Genomic DNA, 18,906 nt, shown 5'->3' on the forward strand with positions numbered 1-18,906 from the left:
GCAGGTGACGTGGCAGACCGAAAGTTCGATGAGTTCAGGCAAAGTTCACTCGAGGTTACAGCGTTACAGAATGACAGCCTCGCAGCCTCACAGCGCCGAATCGATGTTCCAGATTTTGGCCATGTATTCGCGTACTGAACGGTCCGAACTGAAGTACCCCATGTTCGCAATGTTGAGCACGCTTGCGCGTTGCCAGGCCCGGGTATCCTGGTACGCCTCGTCAACACGGGTTTGGGCCTCGTCGTAGGAGTCGAAGTCGCTGGCTACCAGGAACCAGTCGGAGTTCCACATGTTGTCGACCAGGCTGCCGTAGCGGTGCGGTTCGTCCGGGCTGAAGGTGCCTTCTGCAACGGCTTGGAGAATGTCGCGCATAGGTTGGCTGGCTTCGATGGCTGCACGGCTGTGGCCCGGCTCTTCCCTGCGTTGGGCGACTTCTTCAGTGGTCATGCCAAACAGGAAGAAGTTTTCAGCCCCCACCTTTTCGCGGATTTCGACATTGGCGCCATCCAGGGTTCCGATAGTGAGGGCCCCGTTGAGCGCGAACTTCATGTTTCCGGTTCCGGAGGCTTCCATGCCTGCAGTCGAAATCTGTTCGGACAGGTCGGCGGCCGGGATGAGTTTTTCGGCCATGGACACGTTGTAGTTCGGTGGGAACACCACTTGGAGGAGGTCCTTGGTGTCTGGGTCGTTGTTGACCACTGCCGCGACGTCGTTGATCAGGCGGATGATGTCCTTTGCCATGACGTAGCTCTGTGCAGCTTTCCCACCGAACAGTTTGACGCGTGGCACCCACCCTGTAGACGGGTCGCGCTTGATGCGTTGCCAGCGGGCAATAGTCCAGAAGATGTTGAGCAACTGGCGCTTGTATTCGTGGATGCGCTTGACCTGCACGTCAAAGAGCCCGGTGACGGGAATGTCGATGTCGTGGTGGTGGTTGAGCCAGTCTGCTAGGCGGTTTTTGGCCGCGTGTTTGGTTTCGCCGAATGCGGTGAGGAAGTCGTCGTTGTCTGCGTACTCGGCGAGTTGAGTGAGCCGGTCGAGGTCGGTTTCCCACCCTTCTCCAATGGCTTCCGTGATGAGCGCGGCAAGGTCTGGGTTGGCAAGTTTGAGCCACCGCCGAGGTGTCACCCCGTTGGTGACGTTGAGGATCCTTTCGGGGTGGCGGCTGTTGAAGTCAGGGAAGAGGTCACTGCGGATGAGGTCAGTGTGGAGGGCGGATACTCCGTTGACGCGGTGGCTCGTGAGGAAGGCGAGGCTGCCCATGTTCACGTGGCCGTTGTCAATGATGGCGTTGGCCGGTTCAAGTGGGCCGTGCAACTCGATTTCGCGGTGTTGAATCTTTTCAATGAGGTCCATGTGGCGTGGGAGGACGTGGCGCATGAGGTCAACCGACCAGCGCTCCAGCGCTTCTGGGAGGAGCGTGTGGTTGGTGTAGCCCAGCACTTGTGTTGCGATATCTGCTGCGGTTTCGAATTCGAATCCGTGATCGTCAATGAGCAGACGGACGAGTTCTGGGCCTGCGATCGCCGGGTGGGTGTCGTTCATCTGGATCGCTGCGAAGTGAGGGAGTTTACGCAGGTCGTCGTGGGTGGCGAGGAAGCGGCGAAGAATGTCCTGCACGGAGGCCGAGGTGAGGAAATACTCCTGGCGTAGGCGCAGTTCCTTACCGGTGTCCGTGGTGTCGTTGGGGTAGAGAACTCGGGACAGGCTGCGTGCGAGTGCTTCGGCGAATGATGCGCGGGCCAGGTGTCCGGCGTTGAACTGGTTGAGGTCGAAGTACTTGGCGCTGGGTTTGGCAGCCCACAGGCGAAGGGTGTTGGCCCAGTTGCCTCCGTAGCCCACGATTGGGGTGTCGTGGGATTCTGCGACGACGTGTTGTTCGGGCACCCAGATGGTTGTGCCGTTGTCTTCTTCCAGGTGTCCGCCAAAGAGCACGCGGTAGGCGGCTTCGGGGCGGGTGAAGTTCCAGGGGCTGTCGTTGGCTTGCCAGTCTTCTGGTGTTTCGATTTGGACCCCGTGATCGAAGCCTTGTTTGAACAGGCCGTGTTCGTAGCGGATGCCGTATCCATATGCGGGGCATGCCAGGGTGGCGGTGGATTCGAGGTAGCAGGCGGCCAGGCGGCCCAGTCCCCCGTTACCCAGGGCGGGATCGGGTTCGTCTTCTGCGATGTCGTGGAAGTCGAGGCCCAGGCTTGTCAATGCTTCGTTGACGATGCTGAAAATGCCCAGGTTGATGGCGGTGTCTTCCAGGAGACGTCCGGTGAGGAACTCCATGGACAGGTAGTACACGCGTTTGTGGTCGGTGTCCCATGTGGTGCGGGTTGCGCGGAACCATGGGCTGATTGCGCGGTCACGCACTGCGTAGGACAGGGCGATTCGCCAGTCGAACTTTGAAGCGTGGGCTGGGTCTGAACCTACTGAGTACTGAAGGTGGTGAAGCAATGAGGAGCGGAAACCTTCAGCGGTGATTTCTGGAAGCTCCAGTGCATCGGTGTCGACGTTGTGAACTTTGAGCCGTTCAGACATGGGTCCCCTGACAGTAAAACCACGGTTGTTGGCGCGCGTTTTGCGCACGCGTTCTCATCGTAAATGACGTGGTGAGCGAAAAGCGCGTTAGCCACCGACCGTTCACACGGGGTTCACTCGAACGAGTGAAGCTACTGCACTCACCGCCGCAGCCAGGAGGGCAACAGGAACAGCTGCGGCCACCTCGAGCTCGGGAGCGCATTTGGCTACAGTCGAATCTGCCGACTGTAGCTAAACAACCACCAAATACCACCATTTAGTGACCTACGACACCATTTCGGCCACTTTTGTCTACACTCGAGCCCCAAAATCGAACTCGAGTGTAGCTAAACGACCACCACATCAACACCCCAGAACACAAAAATCTCGGGCCATCGAGTGAACGATGTCCCGAGACTTCACATGTGTCCCCCCAGTGGGACTCGAACCCACACTGGATCGATTTTAAGTCGACTGTCTCTGCCGATTGGACTATGGGGGGGGCAGGGTTTTACCCTACAACAGTTTGAGAGGCGACCACACACGCGTGGTCGCCTCTCACACGCCTAACGCTTACTTGTTAGCTGGCTCCTTGCGAGGAGCTGGCTTCGAGTGAGCAGCTTCTACGAAGCTCTTGCGTGGCACGTCCAGGTCCTTCAACGCGGTGAGGTCGCGACCAGCAACGAAGTTGAGGAACCAGTTGGTGAACACACGCAGCTTGCGGTCCACGGTAGGAATTGCGTAGCCGTGGTATCCACGGTGCATCAGCCATGCGAGGAAGCCGCGGGTTTCGAAGTCACCCATCTGTGCGACACCCTTGTACAGTCCCATACCGGCAACCGCACCCAGTGACTTGTGGAAGTACTGGCGGAATTCGGTTTCGCCACGCAGGGCAGCCAAAATGTTAGCGGCCAGAACAGGAGCCTGACGAACAGCGTGCTGAGCGTTTGGCACGCAGTAGCCACCAACACCGCCACCGGAGAGGTCAGGAACAGCAGCGTTGTCACCAGCACCCCATGCGCCTTCAACAACACCGTTTTCGTCTTCCACGCGCAGGTCAGCGCGAACCGTGAGGCGACCGCGGTCGTCCAGTGGAAGGTCCGAGTCAACCAGCAGTGGGTTAGCCTTCACACCGGCGTTCCACACGATGGTGTCAGCGTCGAACTCTTCACCGTTGGACAGCTTGCAACGCTTGTTAGTGCAGTCCTGCAGGAAGGTCTCCAGGTACACGTCAACGCCACGTTCACGCAGGTGGTCGACAACCCAGCGTGCCTGCGCTTCGCCAACTTCTGGCATAACGCGAGGTGCAGCTTCAACCAGAACAAAGCGAACGTCAGCTTCCGTGAGGGTTTCGTGCTGTGCAACTGCAGAGCGCACCATGTCTTCGATTTCAGCGAGCGCTTCGATTCCAGCGAATCCACCACCGACGAACACAAACGTCAGAGCCTTACGACGTTCTTCGTCGTTCTCCATGAGAGCCGCAGCGTCTAGTTGGTTGAGGATGTGGTCGCGCAGAGCAACAGCTTCTTCAATGCGCTTGACACCAATAGCTTCTTCGTCCAAACCAGGGATCGGAAGTGCACGTGCAACCGAACCGGCAGCCAACACGATGTGGTCGTAGTCCAGTTCAAATGCTTCGTCACCTTCAGGCTCAACAACCGCGTACTTTTTGGCGTGGTTGATGGAGCGCACGTAACCGGTGACAACTTCTGCACCCTTGAGGTTGCGACGCAGTGGTACCACAGCGTGGCGCGGTTCGATTGAACCAGCGGCAACTTCTGGAAGGAACGGCTGGTAAGTCATGTACGGGTTGGGGTCAACAACGGTGACAGTTGCTTCACCTCGACCCAGGTTCTTCAGCAGGTTCTGGGCGGTAACCAATCCGAGGTAACCTCCACCTACTACGAGGACGCGTGGACGCAATTTGCTATTACGAATCAAAGCCATAGTCTCATGCTATCGCTTGATCCGGTGTTTCACGAACGCGCCCCCTGAATGTTCATCGCATCTTTCCCGAGTCGTTTTTTCGACGTCGACTTTGCACCGACCACACGACTACACCGGACAGAATTAGCGCACCCCCTACGCTCAAAAGAGGTACGTAAAACCACGGCAGTTGATTGCGGTCGTGAGGGGTAGGTTGATGGGCCGAGGTGGTTCCCGGCTTGTCCGCGTCACCTTCGATAATGTCTTTTCCTGGCTTGGATGACTCTTGAGCCCGGCGATGCATGCGAACCCATTCGGCTAGCTCTTTCTTTGCCGATTTCACATCCTTGCCAGGTTTCGCATCAAGGGCCGCAACCGGGTCGATCCGCCCGTGTCCCACAATGGGGTCAACAGGTTTTTCCTGGTCGTGACCCTTCACGGGTTTTGCGGTGGAGGTCATAGCGGCCACCACCTGATCGGCCGAATACTCAGGGTGTTCGGAACGGATCAGCGCAGCTACACCGGATACAAAGGGGGCAGCAAAGGAACAGCCTTCCGCCTCGGCGTACCCACCTTCATAGTACGGAACAGGGATGTTCTGGGCCGGCCCCATCAGATCAACCGCAATGCCTGGCGCGGTCGACTCCGAATCGATTGAGTCGTCCTTCTTCAGACCCCCAACACCTACGACTCCCGGAACCGTAGCTGGCGACCAGGCTCGGGTCGCGCCCTGGGAAGCATTACCCACACACGCGATGATCACCGCGTCTTTTTCATAGGCGTAAGAAAACGCCTCGTCCCAGTATTCTGGCCACGCTGGATCGGCCCACCCAAGCGACATGTTGATGACCTTGGCTCCGTTATCCACGGACCACTTAATGGCGTCAGCTGCCTGTTGGCGTGATGAAGGCGCGTCCGCTGGTCCACCTGAACCCAGCCACATGGACGCGGATAAGAGTTCAGCGTCTGGGGCGACGCCGCGTGGCCCCAGATTAGAACCGTTCCCTGCGATGACTCCGGCAACAGCCGTGCCGTGCCGCACTGTGTCCTTTGGCCCCACAGGGGTTTGGCCGTCGGTTTTTGACCCGGAGAAGTCCTTTGCCCCAACGACTTTGCCCGTGAGGTTTTCGTGGTCACCCTTGACCCCGGAGTCAATGATGGCGACTTTGACGCCCTTCCCTGTTGTGCGTTCCCAGGCCTTGTCGATTCCATACGACTCAATAAACCACTGACCGGGTGACGCTTTTGGGGCGGCGTGCACTGGGGCGCCAGGGCTCAACAGTGAACCACCCAGCACCAGGATTGCAAGTGAACCTAGCACCTGGCGGAGTTTAGGCACGTGACCTCGCCACGCCAAGTGCGATTCCGTCGAGAATGTCAGTTTCGCTACTCCGAATCGTCAGCCCTGGAGCAGCAGCGACAATCCGAGTAATCAAGCGGGCGTACACGGTAGCGCCTGCACCAATGACGTCTACGCGTCCAGGGTGCATGTACGGTAACGCGGCCCGTTCCGCGCGTGTCATTGCGGCGAGTTTTTGACATGTTTCCAACACGCGGTCCACCTCGAGTTGCGCACCGTGGATGGCGTGGGGGTCGTATGTGGGCAGGTCCAAGTACGCTGCCGTGACTGTGGTGATAGTCCCGGCTACCCCCACCAAGGTGCGTGCCTGTGAAGTGTCGACTGTTTGACGTGCACGGTCGTACCACTCGTCGATGTCGGCCACCGCTGCCACTATTTCGTCCTCGGTAGGCGGGTCAGAGTGCATGTGTCGCTCGGTCATGCGCACGCACCCGATGTCCATCGAAAATGCACTGTCAACGGCATCCGTTCCCAAAACCAGTTCGGTTGAGCCGCCTCCTAGGTCCATGACGAGTGCCGGGTAGTCAACGCTTGCGCCCAGCCCGGCTGTCGCCCCAATGAACGACAGTCCGGCTTCTTCTTCCCCTGTGATGACTTCCGCTTCAATGCTCAAGCGTTCGCGCACTCCGGCAAAAAAGGTTTCGCGGTTGGAAGCATCGCGGGTGGCCGAGGTGGCAACGAAGCGCGCGTGTTCCGCACCGTGATCTGTGATGAGTTCAGCGTATTCGTCGATTGCTGAGAAGGTTCGTTCCAGTGCCTCTGGGGCAAACGCGCCTGTTGCGTCAACGCCTTGTCCTAGACGCACAACACGCATTTCGCGCACCACGTCGGTCAGCGTGGTGCCGTCTGTGTCGGCGATGAGGAGGCGGATTGAGTTGGTTCCGCAGTCGATGGCAGCAACTCGCATTATCTTTGTACCCCCGGAACGTTGTTCATGCGTTCAATTGCACGGTCACCGATTGGGTTGACACCCGGCCCGGCGGCCAGCGCGTGACCAACCAAGGCGTGCAGGCACTTGACACGGTTGGGCATCCCGCCGGCGGAAAAGTCAGCAATTTCTTCGACAAACTCAATTCCGGCCTCATCCCCCAGCGTTTTGCGATCGTGCAAATACGCGCGATGAGCTGCCAAGTACTGAGCGGCCAGTTCTTCATTTTCTGCGAGTTCAGCTGTCCATTCGGACATGATCCCGGATGCTTCTAGACGCGAACATTCCGCAACGTAGTCAGGGTGTGTCAGATAGTACGTGGTGGGGAACGGTGAACCGTCTTCTAAGCGCGGTGCTGTTGCAATCACAAGCGGTTCCCCGGTGACGGATCGAGCTGCGACTCCAAGTACTCCCCGGGGGATCCGGCCTAACTGTTGGCGCACTGTTTCTAAATCTGCCTTACTCGCCAGGCCGACCATTGCTATTCCTCCGTTGCTAGCCCCACAGTCTTCAGGGAATCCGAAAGTTCAACGTACCAGGGACGTTGCCGTTCACCCTTGTTCGCTTGATTTGCTGAACCGTGTTCGTCCTTGTCAGATTCTACGATAAATATCTTTTCACCCGGCTTGGCGTAATGGTATTCGTCACGTGCACGCCGTTCGATGTGCTTGGGGTCTTTGAGCTCTTGCTGTTTCTTCTCGAGGTCTCGGATCTCTTGTTCTGTCGCTGCGTTGTCGCGCTCCAGAGCACTGATTTGTTGAGCTTGCCTAATTCCCGTTGTCACGGTGGGCACGAACATGAGTGCCACCAAGATGAACACCCCTGCAAGTGCAGTTTTGCGCCCAAAGCTCAGACGCTTACGTGACTTTTTGCGACCGGAAGATTTTGAGGACGAGGTCGCACGATGACTCTGCGTTTTCTTGTTCATGAGACCTCGTCATTCGCGCGTAGGGGAAGGGAAAAGCACGACACTTGTAGTGTGCCGTGCTTTTCGTTAAACGCGAAGGCTATTCGCGGGTGTGTTGATTATCCGTTGTGCGGGCTACCCGTTGAAGCGTGGGAATGCGCGCGCACCTGCATAGCGGGCAGCGTCTCCCAAAAACTCTTCGATGACGAGCAGACGGTTGTACTTAGCAACGCGTTCCGAACGAGCCGGTGCACCGGTCTTGATCTGTCCGGCGTTGGTGGCCACCGCCAGGTCAGCAATCGTGGTGTCTTCGGTTTCACCTGAACGGTGGGACACCATGGTGGTGTAACCGTTGGAGTGTGCCAGTTCGATTGCTTCCAGGGTTTCTGTCAGGGTTCCGATCTGGTTGACCTTCACCAGGAGTGAGTTGGCGGCACCCTTTTCGATTCCGGTCTGCAAACGTTCAGGGTTGGTCACAAAGAGGTCGTCACCAACCAGCTGAACCCGGTCTCCCAGTGTTTCTGTCAGGTGGACGTAGCCGTCCCAGTCGTTTTCGTCCAGTGGGTCTTCAATTGACACCAGCGGGTACTTTTCCACCAGTTCGGTGTAGTACGCAGTCATTTCTTCTGCAGACTTCTGCGCACCTTCAAAGGAGTACGACCCGTCTTTGAAGAATTCGCTGGATGCAACGTCGAGCGCAAGAGCAATGTCCTTGCCCGGTGTGCGGCCGGTGGCCTGGATTGCTTCGATGATGAGGTCCAGGGCCTGCGCGTTGGATTCGAGGTTAGGCGCAAATCCACCTTCGTCGCCCAGGCCGGTTCCCAAACCTTTTGCCTTCAGCACCTTTTTAAGTGCGTGGTAAACCTCGGCGCCCCACTGGAGAGCTTCACTGAAGGTCGCTGCACCAATTGGAGCGATCATGAATTCCTGGATATCAACGTTGGAGTCTGCGTGTGCGCCACCGTTGAGAATGTTCATCATGGGCACAGGCATGACGTGCGCATTTGGGCCACCCAAGTAGCGGAACAGCGGTAGGTCTACCGACCGGGCTGCCGCGTGCGCTACTGCCAGCGAAGTTCCCAGGATCGCGTTGGCACCCAGGCGTTCTTTGTTTGGCGTTCCGTCGAGGTCGATCAGTGTCTGGTCAATGATGCGCTGGTCATCGGCTTCGATACCGGCAACTGCGTCGTGAATCTCATCGAGGACAGAGTCAACAGCGGACAGGACGCCCTTGCCGTCGTAGCGTTCTGGGTCGTTGTCGCGAAGTTCAACAGCTTCCCATTCACCGGTTGATGCACCGGAGGGGACACATGCGGAACCGATTGCTCCATCCTCCAGAAGGATCTCAACTTCGACAGTGGGGTTGCCGCGGGAGTCTAGGATTTCACGAGCGTTCGCCGCAATGATCTGTGCCATGGTGTCTCCTTATACACACGTCGAGAGGCTTCACGTGTAACTCTAATGCACAAGCAGTTTGTGGCGGAGGAGGTCCGGCGTTTTTGCATCCATGCCACCTGACAAAAGAAACTTTTCCACTCCCCCAAATTCTTCGTCTACCCGTCGCAACATGTTGTCCATGTAGACGCGTGGGGCTTGCGTGGCGGTCTCTGACAGGTTTGCCACAATTCCAGCGTTAGCAAAGTTCGCACTGATCGCGGCCAGAAACTCCGCCCCAAGGAACTGTTCTGTCGCGTTGTAGTCGGTCACCACGTCGTCACGCGCAACCCCTACGAGTTCGTGGATGAACGCCGTGACCACCCCTGTGCGGTCTTTTCCGGCCGAACAGTGGTACACCAAGGGACCTTCGGCATTGGCGACCAGGTCAATCACGTGCGCGACATTCATGGCGAAGTGATCGAGCAAGACACCATACAGAGTTTCCAAGTCACGCTTTTCTAGCACCAACCGGTCGGGTCTTTCACGATCCGCTGGGTAAAGCCGGTTACCGAACAGGGGCGCATGAATGTGGTTGACCTGCAGGTCCCCCAGCGCGTTAGGCGCGTTGGTGCGTTCCCGTTCCTCACGCAGGTCGATCACCGTGACGATGCCCAGTTCGTGAAGGCGCGTCCGTGCGTCGTCGGTCAGGGCGGACAACCCGTCCGAGCGAAACACTTTGTGTTGCACGACCTGCCCTAAAGGTGTGTTCCAACCTCCAATGTCACGGAAGTTGAACGTTCCGCCGATCTCAATGCGTGTCGGTTGGTGCACGTTGACCTCTTTCGTCGATAAGTGCGTCGGTGGCGCGACGCAAAGCTCCTTCGGCGTCAATCCCGTTCGCGTGGGCCTTGCGAACAGCCGCTAACAGTTCCTGCCCGATTGTGGTTTCGGTGACATCTTCGTCTTCAGTCTCCGGCACGCCGGCAACATCCGCGTTGCTCTCCACGCTCAGGTCCACCCTGTCCAAGCGGCCCAACACCGTTTGTGTCCTTGCGAGCGCAGGCATACTGGCTGGGATCGACGCACACGCTTCACGTGCCAAGTTATCACCCGCGGACACGTCCCCAGCGTCACCGTCGCCCGCGTCTCGTTTTTCTTCGGCCTTAATGCGTTCATAGGCCCGTTCAACGTCCTCAATACTGGTTGGTCCGGTGGTTTCAAAGACGTGTGGGTGCCGCCGAACCACCTTCGCACGCAACCTGTCTGCCACCTCGGTGATGGCGCGGGGGCTCACGTAGTTTCCGGTAGGTGGGCTCCCCGAGGTGGGGGTTGCGTTGGGCTGGTCGAGCAGCGCCGCGTGGAAAAGGACCTGATATGCCACGTCACCCAGCTCCCCTACAAGTTCCTCACGGGTCGTGGAGCTGGGGTTTGTGGTGTATTCCTCGATCGCGTCGAGGAGTTCATACGTTTCTTCAAGCACGTACGGGGCCAGGCTGGCATGCGTGTGCGCGGCCGCCCAGGGGCAGCGGGCACGCAAGTAGGCAACGACCTCGGCCGTTGACAGGGTCTCAGGGTCGACCGGTTCCCACCGCGTCACGACTCCCCCTTTTCACTACCGCCGCCCGGATTTCCACTATCGCCCGCCGTCTCACCACTGTCAGCTTTTTCGACCGGCAGGATCGCGTTGAGGAACTTCATGCACCATTCCAGCAGGGCTGTATCAGTGACGTCGCTGGCGGCGAATCCCTGTCCCGAGGTGGGTTTGGGTACCAGCACGGAACGCACCGCGGGTTTGATGAGGGACCGCGGGTAGAGGCGTTTGAGTCGCACGACTTGCGAATCGGCGAGTTCAACAGGGCCGAACCGAATGTTGTTTCCTTGCGTAACGATGTCGCTGATGCCCGAGGCGCGTGCCCGGATACGCAAGCGGGCAACATCAGCGAGCACTGCGACTTCTGGCGGGTAAGGGCCGTAGCGGTCAGTGAGTTCGGCCAGGACTTCGTTAACGCTGGCTTCATCGGTCGCTGTTGCGAGTTTGCGGTAGGCCTCTAAGCGCAAGCGTTCCTGTTCGATGTAGTTTGTTGGCAAGTGCGCGTCGATGGGGAGCTCGATCCGCATTTCTGGGAGCTCTTCTTCTGCTTCGCCCTTAAAGTTGGCGACCGCTTCGCCCACCATGCGCACGTACAAGTCGAATCCCACGCCTTCGACGTGCCCGGACTGTTGGCCACCCAGAAGGTTTCCGGCACCACGGATTTCGAGGTCTTTCATCGCCACCTGCATACCTGCACCCAGTTCGGTGTGGGCGGCAACGGTTTCGAGGCGGTCGTGAGCGGTTTCGGTCAGCTCGATGTCCGATGGGTAGAGGAAGTACGCGTAGGCGCGTTCCCGTCCACGGCCCACCCGGCCCCTGAGCTGGTGCAGTTGGGACAGACCCATGCGATCAGCCCGGTCTACGATCAGCGTGTTGGCATTCGCGATGTCGATTCCGGTCTCCACAATTGTGGTGCACACCAGCACGTCGTACTGCTTTTCCCAAAAGTCCACAATCACTTTCTCAAGCTGCTGTTCGCCCATTTTTCCGTGCGCAACAGCGATGCGAGCTTCAGGAACCAGCTCAGCCAGCCGGGTGGCTACCGCGTCAATGTCCTGGACCCGGTTGTGAATGAAGAACACTTGACCTTCACGCAACAACTCACGACGAATCGCTGCAGTGACCTGCTTTTCCTCGTACTTACCCACGTAGGTGAGCACTGGGTGACGTTCCTCCGGCGGAGTGGCCAGCGTGGACATTTCACGGATTCCCGTCACAGCCATTTCCAGCGTGCGCGGAATCGGAGTCGCGCTCATGGCCAACACGTCCACATTGGTGCGCATAGCTTTAAGTGTCTCTTTGTGCTCCACTCCAAAACGCTGCTCTTCGTCAATGATGACAAGTCCCAAGTTCTTAAACCGCACTTCACCGGAAAGCAAACGGTGCGTTCCGATCACCACATCGAGCTTGCCGGAATGAATGTCGTCCTTGGTTTGCTGTGACTCTTTTGGAGTTTGGAAACGCGAAAGCCTACCCACCGTGACGGGGAATCCCGCGTACCGTTCCCTAAACGTCTCAAAGTGCTGCTGAACCAACAAGGTGGTAGGCACCAGCACAGCCACCTGCTTGCCATCCTGAACTGCCTTGAAAGCGGCCCTGACTGCCACCTCGGTCTTTCCATAACCCACATCACCACAAATCAGCCGGTCCATGGGAAGAGGCTTCTCCATGTCCTCTTTAACTTCGTCGATCGTGGTGAGCTGATCAACGGTTTCGACGTACCTGAACGCGTCTTCCAGTTCCCGTTGCCACGGCGTGTCTGGTGAGAACTGGAAGCCTTTCGAGGCCATGCGCGCTGAGTACAACCGCACCAGTTCGCCGGCGATTTCTTTGACCGCTTTGCGAGCGCGCTGTTTGGTCTTCGCCCAGTCGGCCCCGCCCATCTTGTTCACGGATGGGCTCTCCCCACCCACGTAGCGGGTGATCTGGTCAAGCGAATCAGACGGCACGAACAAGCGGTCACCCGGATGGCCGCGTTTGGACGGCGCGTATTCGATCACTAAGTATTCGCGAGTCAGGGACTGCTTACCTTTGCGTGTGGTGCGCTGAACCAACTCCACGAAGCGTCCCACCCCGTGCTGTTCGTGCACCACATAGTCACCAGGTTTCAGATCGAGCGGGTCCACCTGCCCACGGCGACGCCTGCGCGGAAGGGACTTTCGCCCTTGCCGGCTGTTCTGCACGGAACGGCCCAACACCTCGGATTCGGTGAGGACGGCCAGTTTAGCCTTTTCACTCACAAACCCCGCATACGTGGCAGCCGTTGTCACGGTCACGGTGGCCGCCGGCGCAGGCGCCTCGATGACTGGTTCAAAGTGGGCAGGAATGTCGGCCTCGGAGAACACTTCAACGAGTCGGCTGCCAGAGCCCTTACCTTCTGTGAGCACGTACACGTTCCATGCGTGCGAAACGTGGTCGCGCACGTCAGTGAGCACCGCTTCAACATCACCCGCATAACCGCGCGGTTCGCGGGCGCCTACTGTGACATGGTTGTCCGTGGCCTCCACCAGTTCTTCATCGCGGGCAAACCCGCCCACTTCCCACCATGGAAGGCTGAGTTGGTCTGCAGCCGTGCGGGTCTCCTCCAATGTGCGGAAGCTCGCCGGGGACAGGTCAATGGGAGCTTCCCCTCCCGAGGCGGTCGCCGTCCACGCGGCCGCCAAGAACTCGTCTGTGGTGGCCACGAGGTCTGCAGCCCGTGTTTCGACGCGTTCTGGGGACAACACCACAATGCGAGTGGTACTGGGGAGGCGGGCCAACAAAGGCTCCATACCGTCGGCTAGCACCGGGGCCAGGGACTCCATCCCGTCTACGGCAACCCCGTCAGCGATTTTGTTAAGCATGTCCGCAGCTGCTGGGATCTGTTCTACCAAGGCGGCTGCACGTTCACGCACCTTCGATGACAAGAGGACTTCACGGCACGGTGGCGCCCACACATGCGGGGTCTCCGCGCCTTCTTCGACTTCGATCGAACGCTGGTCGGCAACCGAAAACCGTCGGATCTCTTCTACCTCATCACCAAAGAACTCGACGCGCAGGGCCGAATCTTCGGTGGGAGGGAAGATATCGATGATGCCACCTCGGACGGCGAATTCGCCCCTCCGTGACACCATGTCCACGCGCGAATATGCCAAGTGCGACAAATGTTCAGCGAGTTCCGTGAGGTCGTGTTCGTCACCCACTTTGAGGGTGACCGGCTCCAGATCTCCCAGCCCTTTAACAATCGGTTGTAAGAGCGCACGCACCGTGGTGACCACAACGGACAGCGGGCGTTCCCCTGGGTGACTGAGTGCACGCAAAACGGACAAGCGTTTACCCACCGTGTCCGACCGAGGCGAAAGGCGTTCATGTGGCAGGGTTTCCCAGCTGGGGAAGAACGCAACAGATGAGGGAGCCAGGTGGTCGGCGAGTGCTTCGGTAAGTTCTTCGGCTTCTCGGCCCGTCGACGTCACTGCGACGACGGGGGCAGTTGCACTAGCTTGAGCGATGAGGAACGGCCACAGGCCCTTCACCACATCGATAGACCCTCCTGGATCTGTGTTGAGGGCATCAACGGCTTGGTTGAAGCCAGGCAGTTCGGTCACGCTTGCAGAGATTCCCGTCAAAGACACGCGGCTAGTCTACCTGTGAAACACTTGTTTCATGAGCCAGTCGCACAAAACCGGTGACGAAGACAGTCTGGGCGCTATTGGGGTCGACATTGCAAAACGCTTAGCGTCTCCCCTCATCATGCTTGCGGCCATGTGGGTGATCCGCATTGCTGACTTTGTGATTCCCATCCGCTTCAACGGCGCCGGGTTACGGTCGTGGGACTTTTCGCACTGGTATGGGATCTTCACCATGCCCTTCTTGCACTCTTCGTGGCCCCACTTGTTGGCGAACTCGCTTCCATTCCTAGTTTTAGGCGGACTGGTCGTGGCCGACGGTGTTGTCCGCTTCTGGGCCGTCACCGGAATCGTCATGGTCACCAGCGCAGTGGGGACGTTCTTTGTTAACGAACCGGGCACTCTCACGGTTGGCGCGTCTGGTTTAGTGTTTGGCTACTTTGGGTATCTGGCAGTGGCCGCGTTCTTCGCCCGCACATGGTCAGGTCGAATTGCCCGCGGAATCATTTCTCTGCTCGTCATTGGGATTTACGGAAGCGCCATGCTCTTTGGCGTGCTCCCCCGCCTGGGCCACATTTCGTGGCAAGCACACCTGTTTGGGCTGCTAGGCGGAGTCTTCGCAGCCTGGTTCATCCTCGCCTGGGCGGGACGCAGGAAGTCGCAACGACCTCGGGCCGGCTTCACTGGCACCCCCGGCGGGAAAACAGCTGGCACCGGGGACCCGGAACTCGACGCGATACTGAAGAACCTCGACTAGTTCTGGCGCGAGTGGTAGCGCTGTTGGGCTTCCGTCAGCCCCTTGAGCACCAGGTCTTCAACAGCGTCGGCGCAGTCGGACACAAAGATGGGCAGGTCCTTGCGTTCTGCGCTTGAGAAGTTCTGCAAAACATAGTCCGCGGTGTCCATGCGTCCAGGCGGACGGCCAACACCTGCGCGCACGCGCAAATAGTCACGCGTGCCCAAGTGTTTGCTCATCGAACGCAAGCCGTTGTGGCCGCCTTCTCCCCCACCCAGTTTCAGTTTGATCGAGTCAAACGGCAGGTCCACATCGTCGTGGATTGCGATCACGTGGTCGGGGTCAATCGAATAAAAGTCGGCAAGCTGGCGCACCGGAATCCCGGAATCGTTCATGTAGGTTGCGGACTTCATCAGAACGGCCTTTGTTCCCACAACCCCGCCGAGGTCGCCCACACTGGCCGCTAAAGCACGGGTTTTCGTAGATACCAGAGTGGCCCCGCACCTGCGGGCGAGTTCGTCGAGCACCATGTGCCCAATGTTGTGCCGGGTATTCGCGTAACGTGGCCCCGGGTTTCCCAGACCAATAATGAGGTAGCGCATGCCGTCCTTCGGTTAAAAAAGTGGGGTGTGCGACATGCACACCCCACTCAGTTTACGGCGATTACTCGTCGTCCGAGGATTCGCCAGCAGCTTCGTCTGAAGGCTCAGCGCCAGTTGATGCTGCAACTTCTTCGTCCACTGCCTCGGATTCAAGTTCGGATTCGAGTTCAGCTTCGGTCATTTCAGCTGCAACGTGGATGAGCATCATGTCGTCGTCGTCAATCAGTTCGACGCCTTCTGGCAGCTCCACGTCCTTAGCGAAGACGTGTTCACCGACCTTACGGCCTTCAATCGACAGTTCGAAGAGTTCTGGAATCTGGGTTGGGTCGGCCAGAACACGCAAGGTCTGAGTTTCGACCGAAACAAGAGTTCCAGGAGCTGCTTCGCCCACAGGTGAAACTGGGATTTCAACCTCAATCTTTTCACCGCGCTTAACGATGATGAAGTCAACGTGGATGATGTCGCGACGAACGGGGTGACGCTGGATGTCACGAGCAACAGCGAGGCTCTTGAGCTTGCCGTCAGCGGTTGCGATTTCGACCAGCGAGTTTGGGTTCTTCATCGCCATCATGATGGCGTGGCCGTCAAATGAGAGGTGCGCGGGTTCGTTTCCGTGGCCGTAGAGAACGCCGGGAACACGTCCAGCGGCGCGGGTACGGCGGGCAAATCCCTTACCGTAGTTTTCACGGAGTTCGGCTTCGAGCTTAATGTCAGCCATGATGTCCTTTCGTGTGGTTTATCCAAACCACGGCGACAGTTTTCGCGGTCAGATAACACCTTCACGAATAACCGCGTCGATAACGGAGAAGTTTTTCCTCCCTCGCCGAGGCGAGAAACATTCTATACGGTGACTCGACACAAGCGCAAAAGCACACGCACGCGTTCGTTGAACGCGTGCGCCTAGGCTCGTTACTTTAAGTCTGTGAGTTGTTAGATGTTGAACAGGCTCGTGACTGATCCGTCTTCGAACACTTCGTGAACTGCACGACCCAGCAACGGGGCGATTGACAGAACCGTGAGCTTGTCAAAGACCTTTTCTTCGCTCAAAGGGAGAGTGTTAGTCACGATTACTTCGTTCGCAACCGAGTTCTTCAACCGTTCAACAGCAGGACCGGAGAACACAGCGTGCGTAGCCACGATGACCACGCCTTTTGCACCTTCAGCCATACACGCCTCAGCCGCTTGCACAATGGTCCCACCGGTGTCGATCATGTCGTCAACTAGAACGCACATGCGCCCCTTGACGTCACCAACCACGCGATTAGCCTTTGTCTGGTTTGGGCGGTCAATATCGCGAGTTTTGTGGATAAAGGCCAGCGGGCAACCACCTAGAGCAGCTGACCAGTTTTCAGCGACCTTAATGCGTCCCGCATCCGGGGAAACAACAGCGAGAGGCTGCTCGTAGTTGTTGCGCACATAGTCAGACAGAATTGGCAGAGCCACCAAGTGATCAACAGGACCGTCGAAGAACCCTTGGATCTGAGCAGTGTGGAGATCCACAGTGATAATACGGTCGGCCCCGGCGGTGCGGTACAAGTCAGCTACCAGACGAGCTGAAATAGGTTCGCGTCCGCGGTGCTTCTTGTCTTGACGCGCGTACGGGAAGAATGGGGCAATGACAGTGATCCGTTTTGCTGATGCGCGTTTGAGAGCATCAACCATGATGAGCTGTTCCATCAACCATTCGTTGATGGGTGCACAGTGGCTCTGAAGAACGAACGCGTCACAACCGCGTACCGATTCCGAAAAGCGAACATAGATTTCGCCATTCGCAAAGTTGTACACATCAGCTGGGAGCAGTTCAGTGCCCAGGTTTTCTGCGACTTGTTGAGCTAGTTCTTCGTGTGCACGCCCAGAAACGAGAACGAGTTTCTTTTCTCCTGCGGCGGTAATCGAGTTCACTGTTCGTCCGTCTCCTTATTGGCAGAAGCAGCGTCGGCAGCGGGGGTTCCAGGTCGGTTCTTAACCACCCACTCCTCAATATTACGCTGAGGTGCAACCGTAATTGCGAGCGCACCCGCAGGAACGTCTTTCCTGATCACCGTTCCGGCCCCGGAGTATGCTCCGTCGCCCACAGTCACAGGTGCAACGAACATGGTGTCGGACCCTGTTCGCACATTGTCGCCCACCACAGTGCGGTGCTTGTTCACACCGTCATAGTTCACAAAAACACTCGAAGCACCAATGTTGGAGTTCTTGCCGATAGTCGCGTCTCCAACATATGTGAGGTGCGGAACCTTGGAACCGGTTCCGATCTGAGCGTTCTTCGTTTCGACAAACGTTCCGATCTTACCGTTTTCGCCCAGGTCAGTTCCGGGTCGCAAGTACGCAAACGGACCTACCGTGGCACCTGCTCGCACAACAGCGAGCTGAGCGTGAGTCCGAATCACCTGCGCGCCTTCTCCAACCTCGGTGTCCGCCAAAGTGGTGTCCGGGCCAATCACAGCTCCCGAAGCGATTTCACAAGCCCCGTGAAGCTGAACGCCAGGCAGGATGGTCACGTCTGGGTTCAATGTCACGTCTGCGTCAATCCACGTGGTGTCTGGGTCAACGACCGTGACACCGGCGCGCATCCATTTCTCAACAGTGCGCCGGTTGAGTTCTTTTCCAAGGGTCGCAAGTTGCACGCGGTCGTTTGCGCCTTCAACCTGCCACACGTCGTCAATAGCCAAAGCAGCCACGGCCGAACCTTGAGAACGAGCGATCCCAATAACGTCCGTGAGGTACTTTTCGCCCTGTGCGTTGTCCGTTCCGACAGCAGCCAAGGACGTGCGCAAAACTCCTGCGTCAAATGCATAGATTCCGGAGTTGATTTCAGTGATTGCGCGCTCTTGTTCCGTGGCATCTTTTTCTTCCACGATCTTTTCAAGCGTCCCGGTTGCGTCGCGCACAATGCGACCGTAACCACGAGGCTGCTTCACGTGAGCAGACAGCACCGTGACAGCGTTGGAGTGTTCTTCGTGGAACGCAACGAGGTCGTGAATGGTGTCCGCTTCCAAGAGGGGCACATCACCGTAGGTCACAACAACCGTTCCAGTGAGGTCTTGTGGAAGTTGTGTGAGTGCACATTCGACTGCGCGCCCGGTGCCTGGAACGTCGTCCTGATCGGCAACCAGCACCGCGCATTCACGCGCCTGCGCAATGTTTGCAACGTGCTCACCCACACGGTCGCGCTCGTGGCGCAAAACGACCACCAGGTGATCTGGGTTGACCCCCGCAGCCGCATCGACGGCGTGGTGCAGCAGTGAGCGACCACCAATGGGGTGCATCACCTTGGGCGTGGAGGACTTCATACGGGTTCCCGCTCCAGCGGCGAGAACGATTACGGCAGCTGGCGACTGCTGCGTCATGTGCACTCCTTGAACTAGC

At 58.0% G+C, this 18,906-nt stretch carries 15 protein-coding genes and 1 tRNA gene; 1 reads left to right on the plus strand and 15 read right to left on the minus strand.

Translation table 11 applies throughout. From position 1 onward, the window contains the following. Window positions 1-87: 87 nt before the first annotated feature. The 11 genes from QP868_RS02905 to mfd form a co-directional block, all read right to left on the minus strand. The gene (locus QP868_RS02905; protein WP_284925157.1) at window positions 88-2,574 is read right to left on the minus strand and encodes a glycogen/starch/alpha-glucan phosphorylase; all 2,487 of its coding nucleotides are present in this window, start codon (window positions 2,572-2,574) and stop codon (window positions 88-90) included. Window positions 2,575-2,933: 359 nt separating this feature from the next. Continuing rightward, window positions 2,934-3,007 (minus strand) — tRNA-Leu (locus QP868_RS02910). Window positions 3,008-3,078: 71 nt separating this feature from the next. Continuing rightward, on the minus strand, window positions 3,079-4,452 hold the full coding sequence (locus tag QP868_RS02915; protein WP_284925158.1) for an NAD(P)/FAD-dependent oxidoreductase: 1,374 nt from the start codon (window positions 4,450-4,452) through the stop codon (window positions 3,079-3,081). Between the two features lie 52 nt (window positions 4,453-4,504). Then, window positions 4,505-5,770 (minus strand): S8 family peptidase, encoded by a 1,266-nt coding sequence (locus QP868_RS02920; RefSeq protein ID WP_284925159.1) that lies wholly within the window; start codon window positions 5,768-5,770, stop codon window positions 4,505-4,507. After that, window positions 5,763-6,698, minus strand: coding sequence for a Ppx/GppA phosphatase family protein (locus tag QP868_RS02925; RefSeq protein ID WP_284925160.1), 936 nt, complete (start codon window positions 6,696-6,698; stop codon window positions 5,763-5,765). Before QP868_RS02925 ends, QP868_RS02920 begins: the two co-directional genes overlap by 8 nt. Next, window positions 6,698-7,198, minus strand: coding sequence for a DUF501 domain-containing protein (locus tag QP868_RS02930; protein WP_005886284.1), 501 nt, complete (start codon window positions 7,196-7,198; stop codon window positions 6,698-6,700). The genes QP868_RS02925 and QP868_RS02930 overlap by 1 nt, the downstream gene beginning before the upstream one ends. A 2-nt stretch (window positions 7,199-7,200) precedes the next feature. Then, a complete protein-coding gene (locus tag QP868_RS02935) occupies window positions 7,201-7,647 on the minus strand; it encodes an FtsB family cell division protein (RefSeq protein ID WP_284925161.1) in 447 nt (148 codons plus the stop codon). A 114-nt stretch (window positions 7,648-7,761) separates the two neighbouring features. Continuing rightward, window positions 7,762-9,042 (minus strand): phosphopyruvate hydratase, encoded by a 1,281-nt coding sequence (gene eno, locus QP868_RS02940; protein ID WP_284925162.1) that lies wholly within the window; start codon window positions 9,040-9,042, stop codon window positions 7,762-7,764. 42 nt (window positions 9,043-9,084) lie between these two features. Beyond that, window positions 9,085-9,834, minus strand: a complete 750-nt coding sequence (locus tag QP868_RS02945) for a tyrosine-protein phosphatase (RefSeq protein WP_284925163.1) — start codon at window positions 9,832-9,834, stop codon at window positions 9,085-9,087. Further along, window positions 9,812-10,600, minus strand: a complete 789-nt coding sequence (locus QP868_RS02950) for a MazG nucleotide pyrophosphohydrolase domain-containing protein (protein WP_284925164.1) — start codon at window positions 10,598-10,600, stop codon at window positions 9,812-9,814. The genes QP868_RS02945 and QP868_RS02950 overlap by 23 nt, the downstream gene beginning before the upstream one ends. Then, window positions 10,597-14,205: a transcription-repair coupling factor gene (gene mfd, locus QP868_RS02955; protein WP_284925165.1), complete on the minus strand. Its 3,609-nt coding sequence runs from the start codon at window positions 14,203-14,205 to the stop codon at window positions 10,597-10,599. The genes QP868_RS02950 and mfd overlap by 4 nt, the downstream gene beginning before the upstream one ends. 31 nt (window positions 14,206-14,236) lie before the next feature. On the opposite strand from mfd, the gene QP868_RS02960 reads away from it, so the two are divergent. After that, window positions 14,237-14,956: a rhomboid family intramembrane serine protease gene (locus QP868_RS02960; RefSeq protein WP_284925166.1), complete on the plus strand. Its 720-nt coding sequence runs from the start codon at window positions 14,237-14,239 to the stop codon at window positions 14,954-14,956. Here the strand turns inward: QP868_RS02960 and pth are convergent. The 4 genes from pth to glmU all read right to left on the minus strand — a co-directional run bounded on the left by pth (window position 14,953) and on the right by glmU (window position 18,887). Then, window positions 14,953-15,537, minus strand: coding sequence for an aminoacyl-tRNA hydrolase (gene pth / locus QP868_RS02965; RefSeq protein WP_284925167.1), 585 nt, complete (start codon window positions 15,535-15,537; stop codon window positions 14,953-14,955). The two genes, QP868_RS02960 and pth, sit on opposite strands and share 4 nt — an antisense overlap. 61 nt (window positions 15,538-15,598) lie before the next feature. Beyond that, a complete protein-coding gene (locus tag QP868_RS02970; RefSeq protein ID WP_284925168.1) occupies window positions 15,599-16,255 on the minus strand; it encodes a 50S ribosomal protein L25/general stress protein Ctc in 657 nt (218 codons plus the stop codon). A 212-nt stretch (window positions 16,256-16,467) separates the two neighbouring features. Beyond that, a complete protein-coding gene (locus QP868_RS02975) occupies window positions 16,468-17,439 on the minus strand; it encodes a ribose-phosphate diphosphokinase (protein WP_284925169.1) in 972 nt (323 codons plus the stop codon). After that, window positions 17,436-18,887: a bifunctional UDP-N-acetylglucosamine diphosphorylase/glucosamine-1-phosphate N-acetyltransferase GlmU gene (gene glmU / locus QP868_RS02980; RefSeq protein ID WP_284925170.1), complete on the minus strand. Its 1,452-nt coding sequence runs from the start codon at window positions 18,885-18,887 to the stop codon at window positions 17,436-17,438. The genes QP868_RS02975 and glmU overlap by 4 nt, the downstream gene beginning before the upstream one ends. Between the last annotated feature and the right edge of the window lie 19 nt (window positions 18,888-18,906).

The sequence above is a fragment of the Brevibacterium sp. UMB1308A genome (assembly GCF_030230605.1).
Classification (GTDB): domain Bacteria; phylum Actinomycetota; class Actinomycetes; order Actinomycetales; family Brevibacteriaceae; genus Brevibacterium.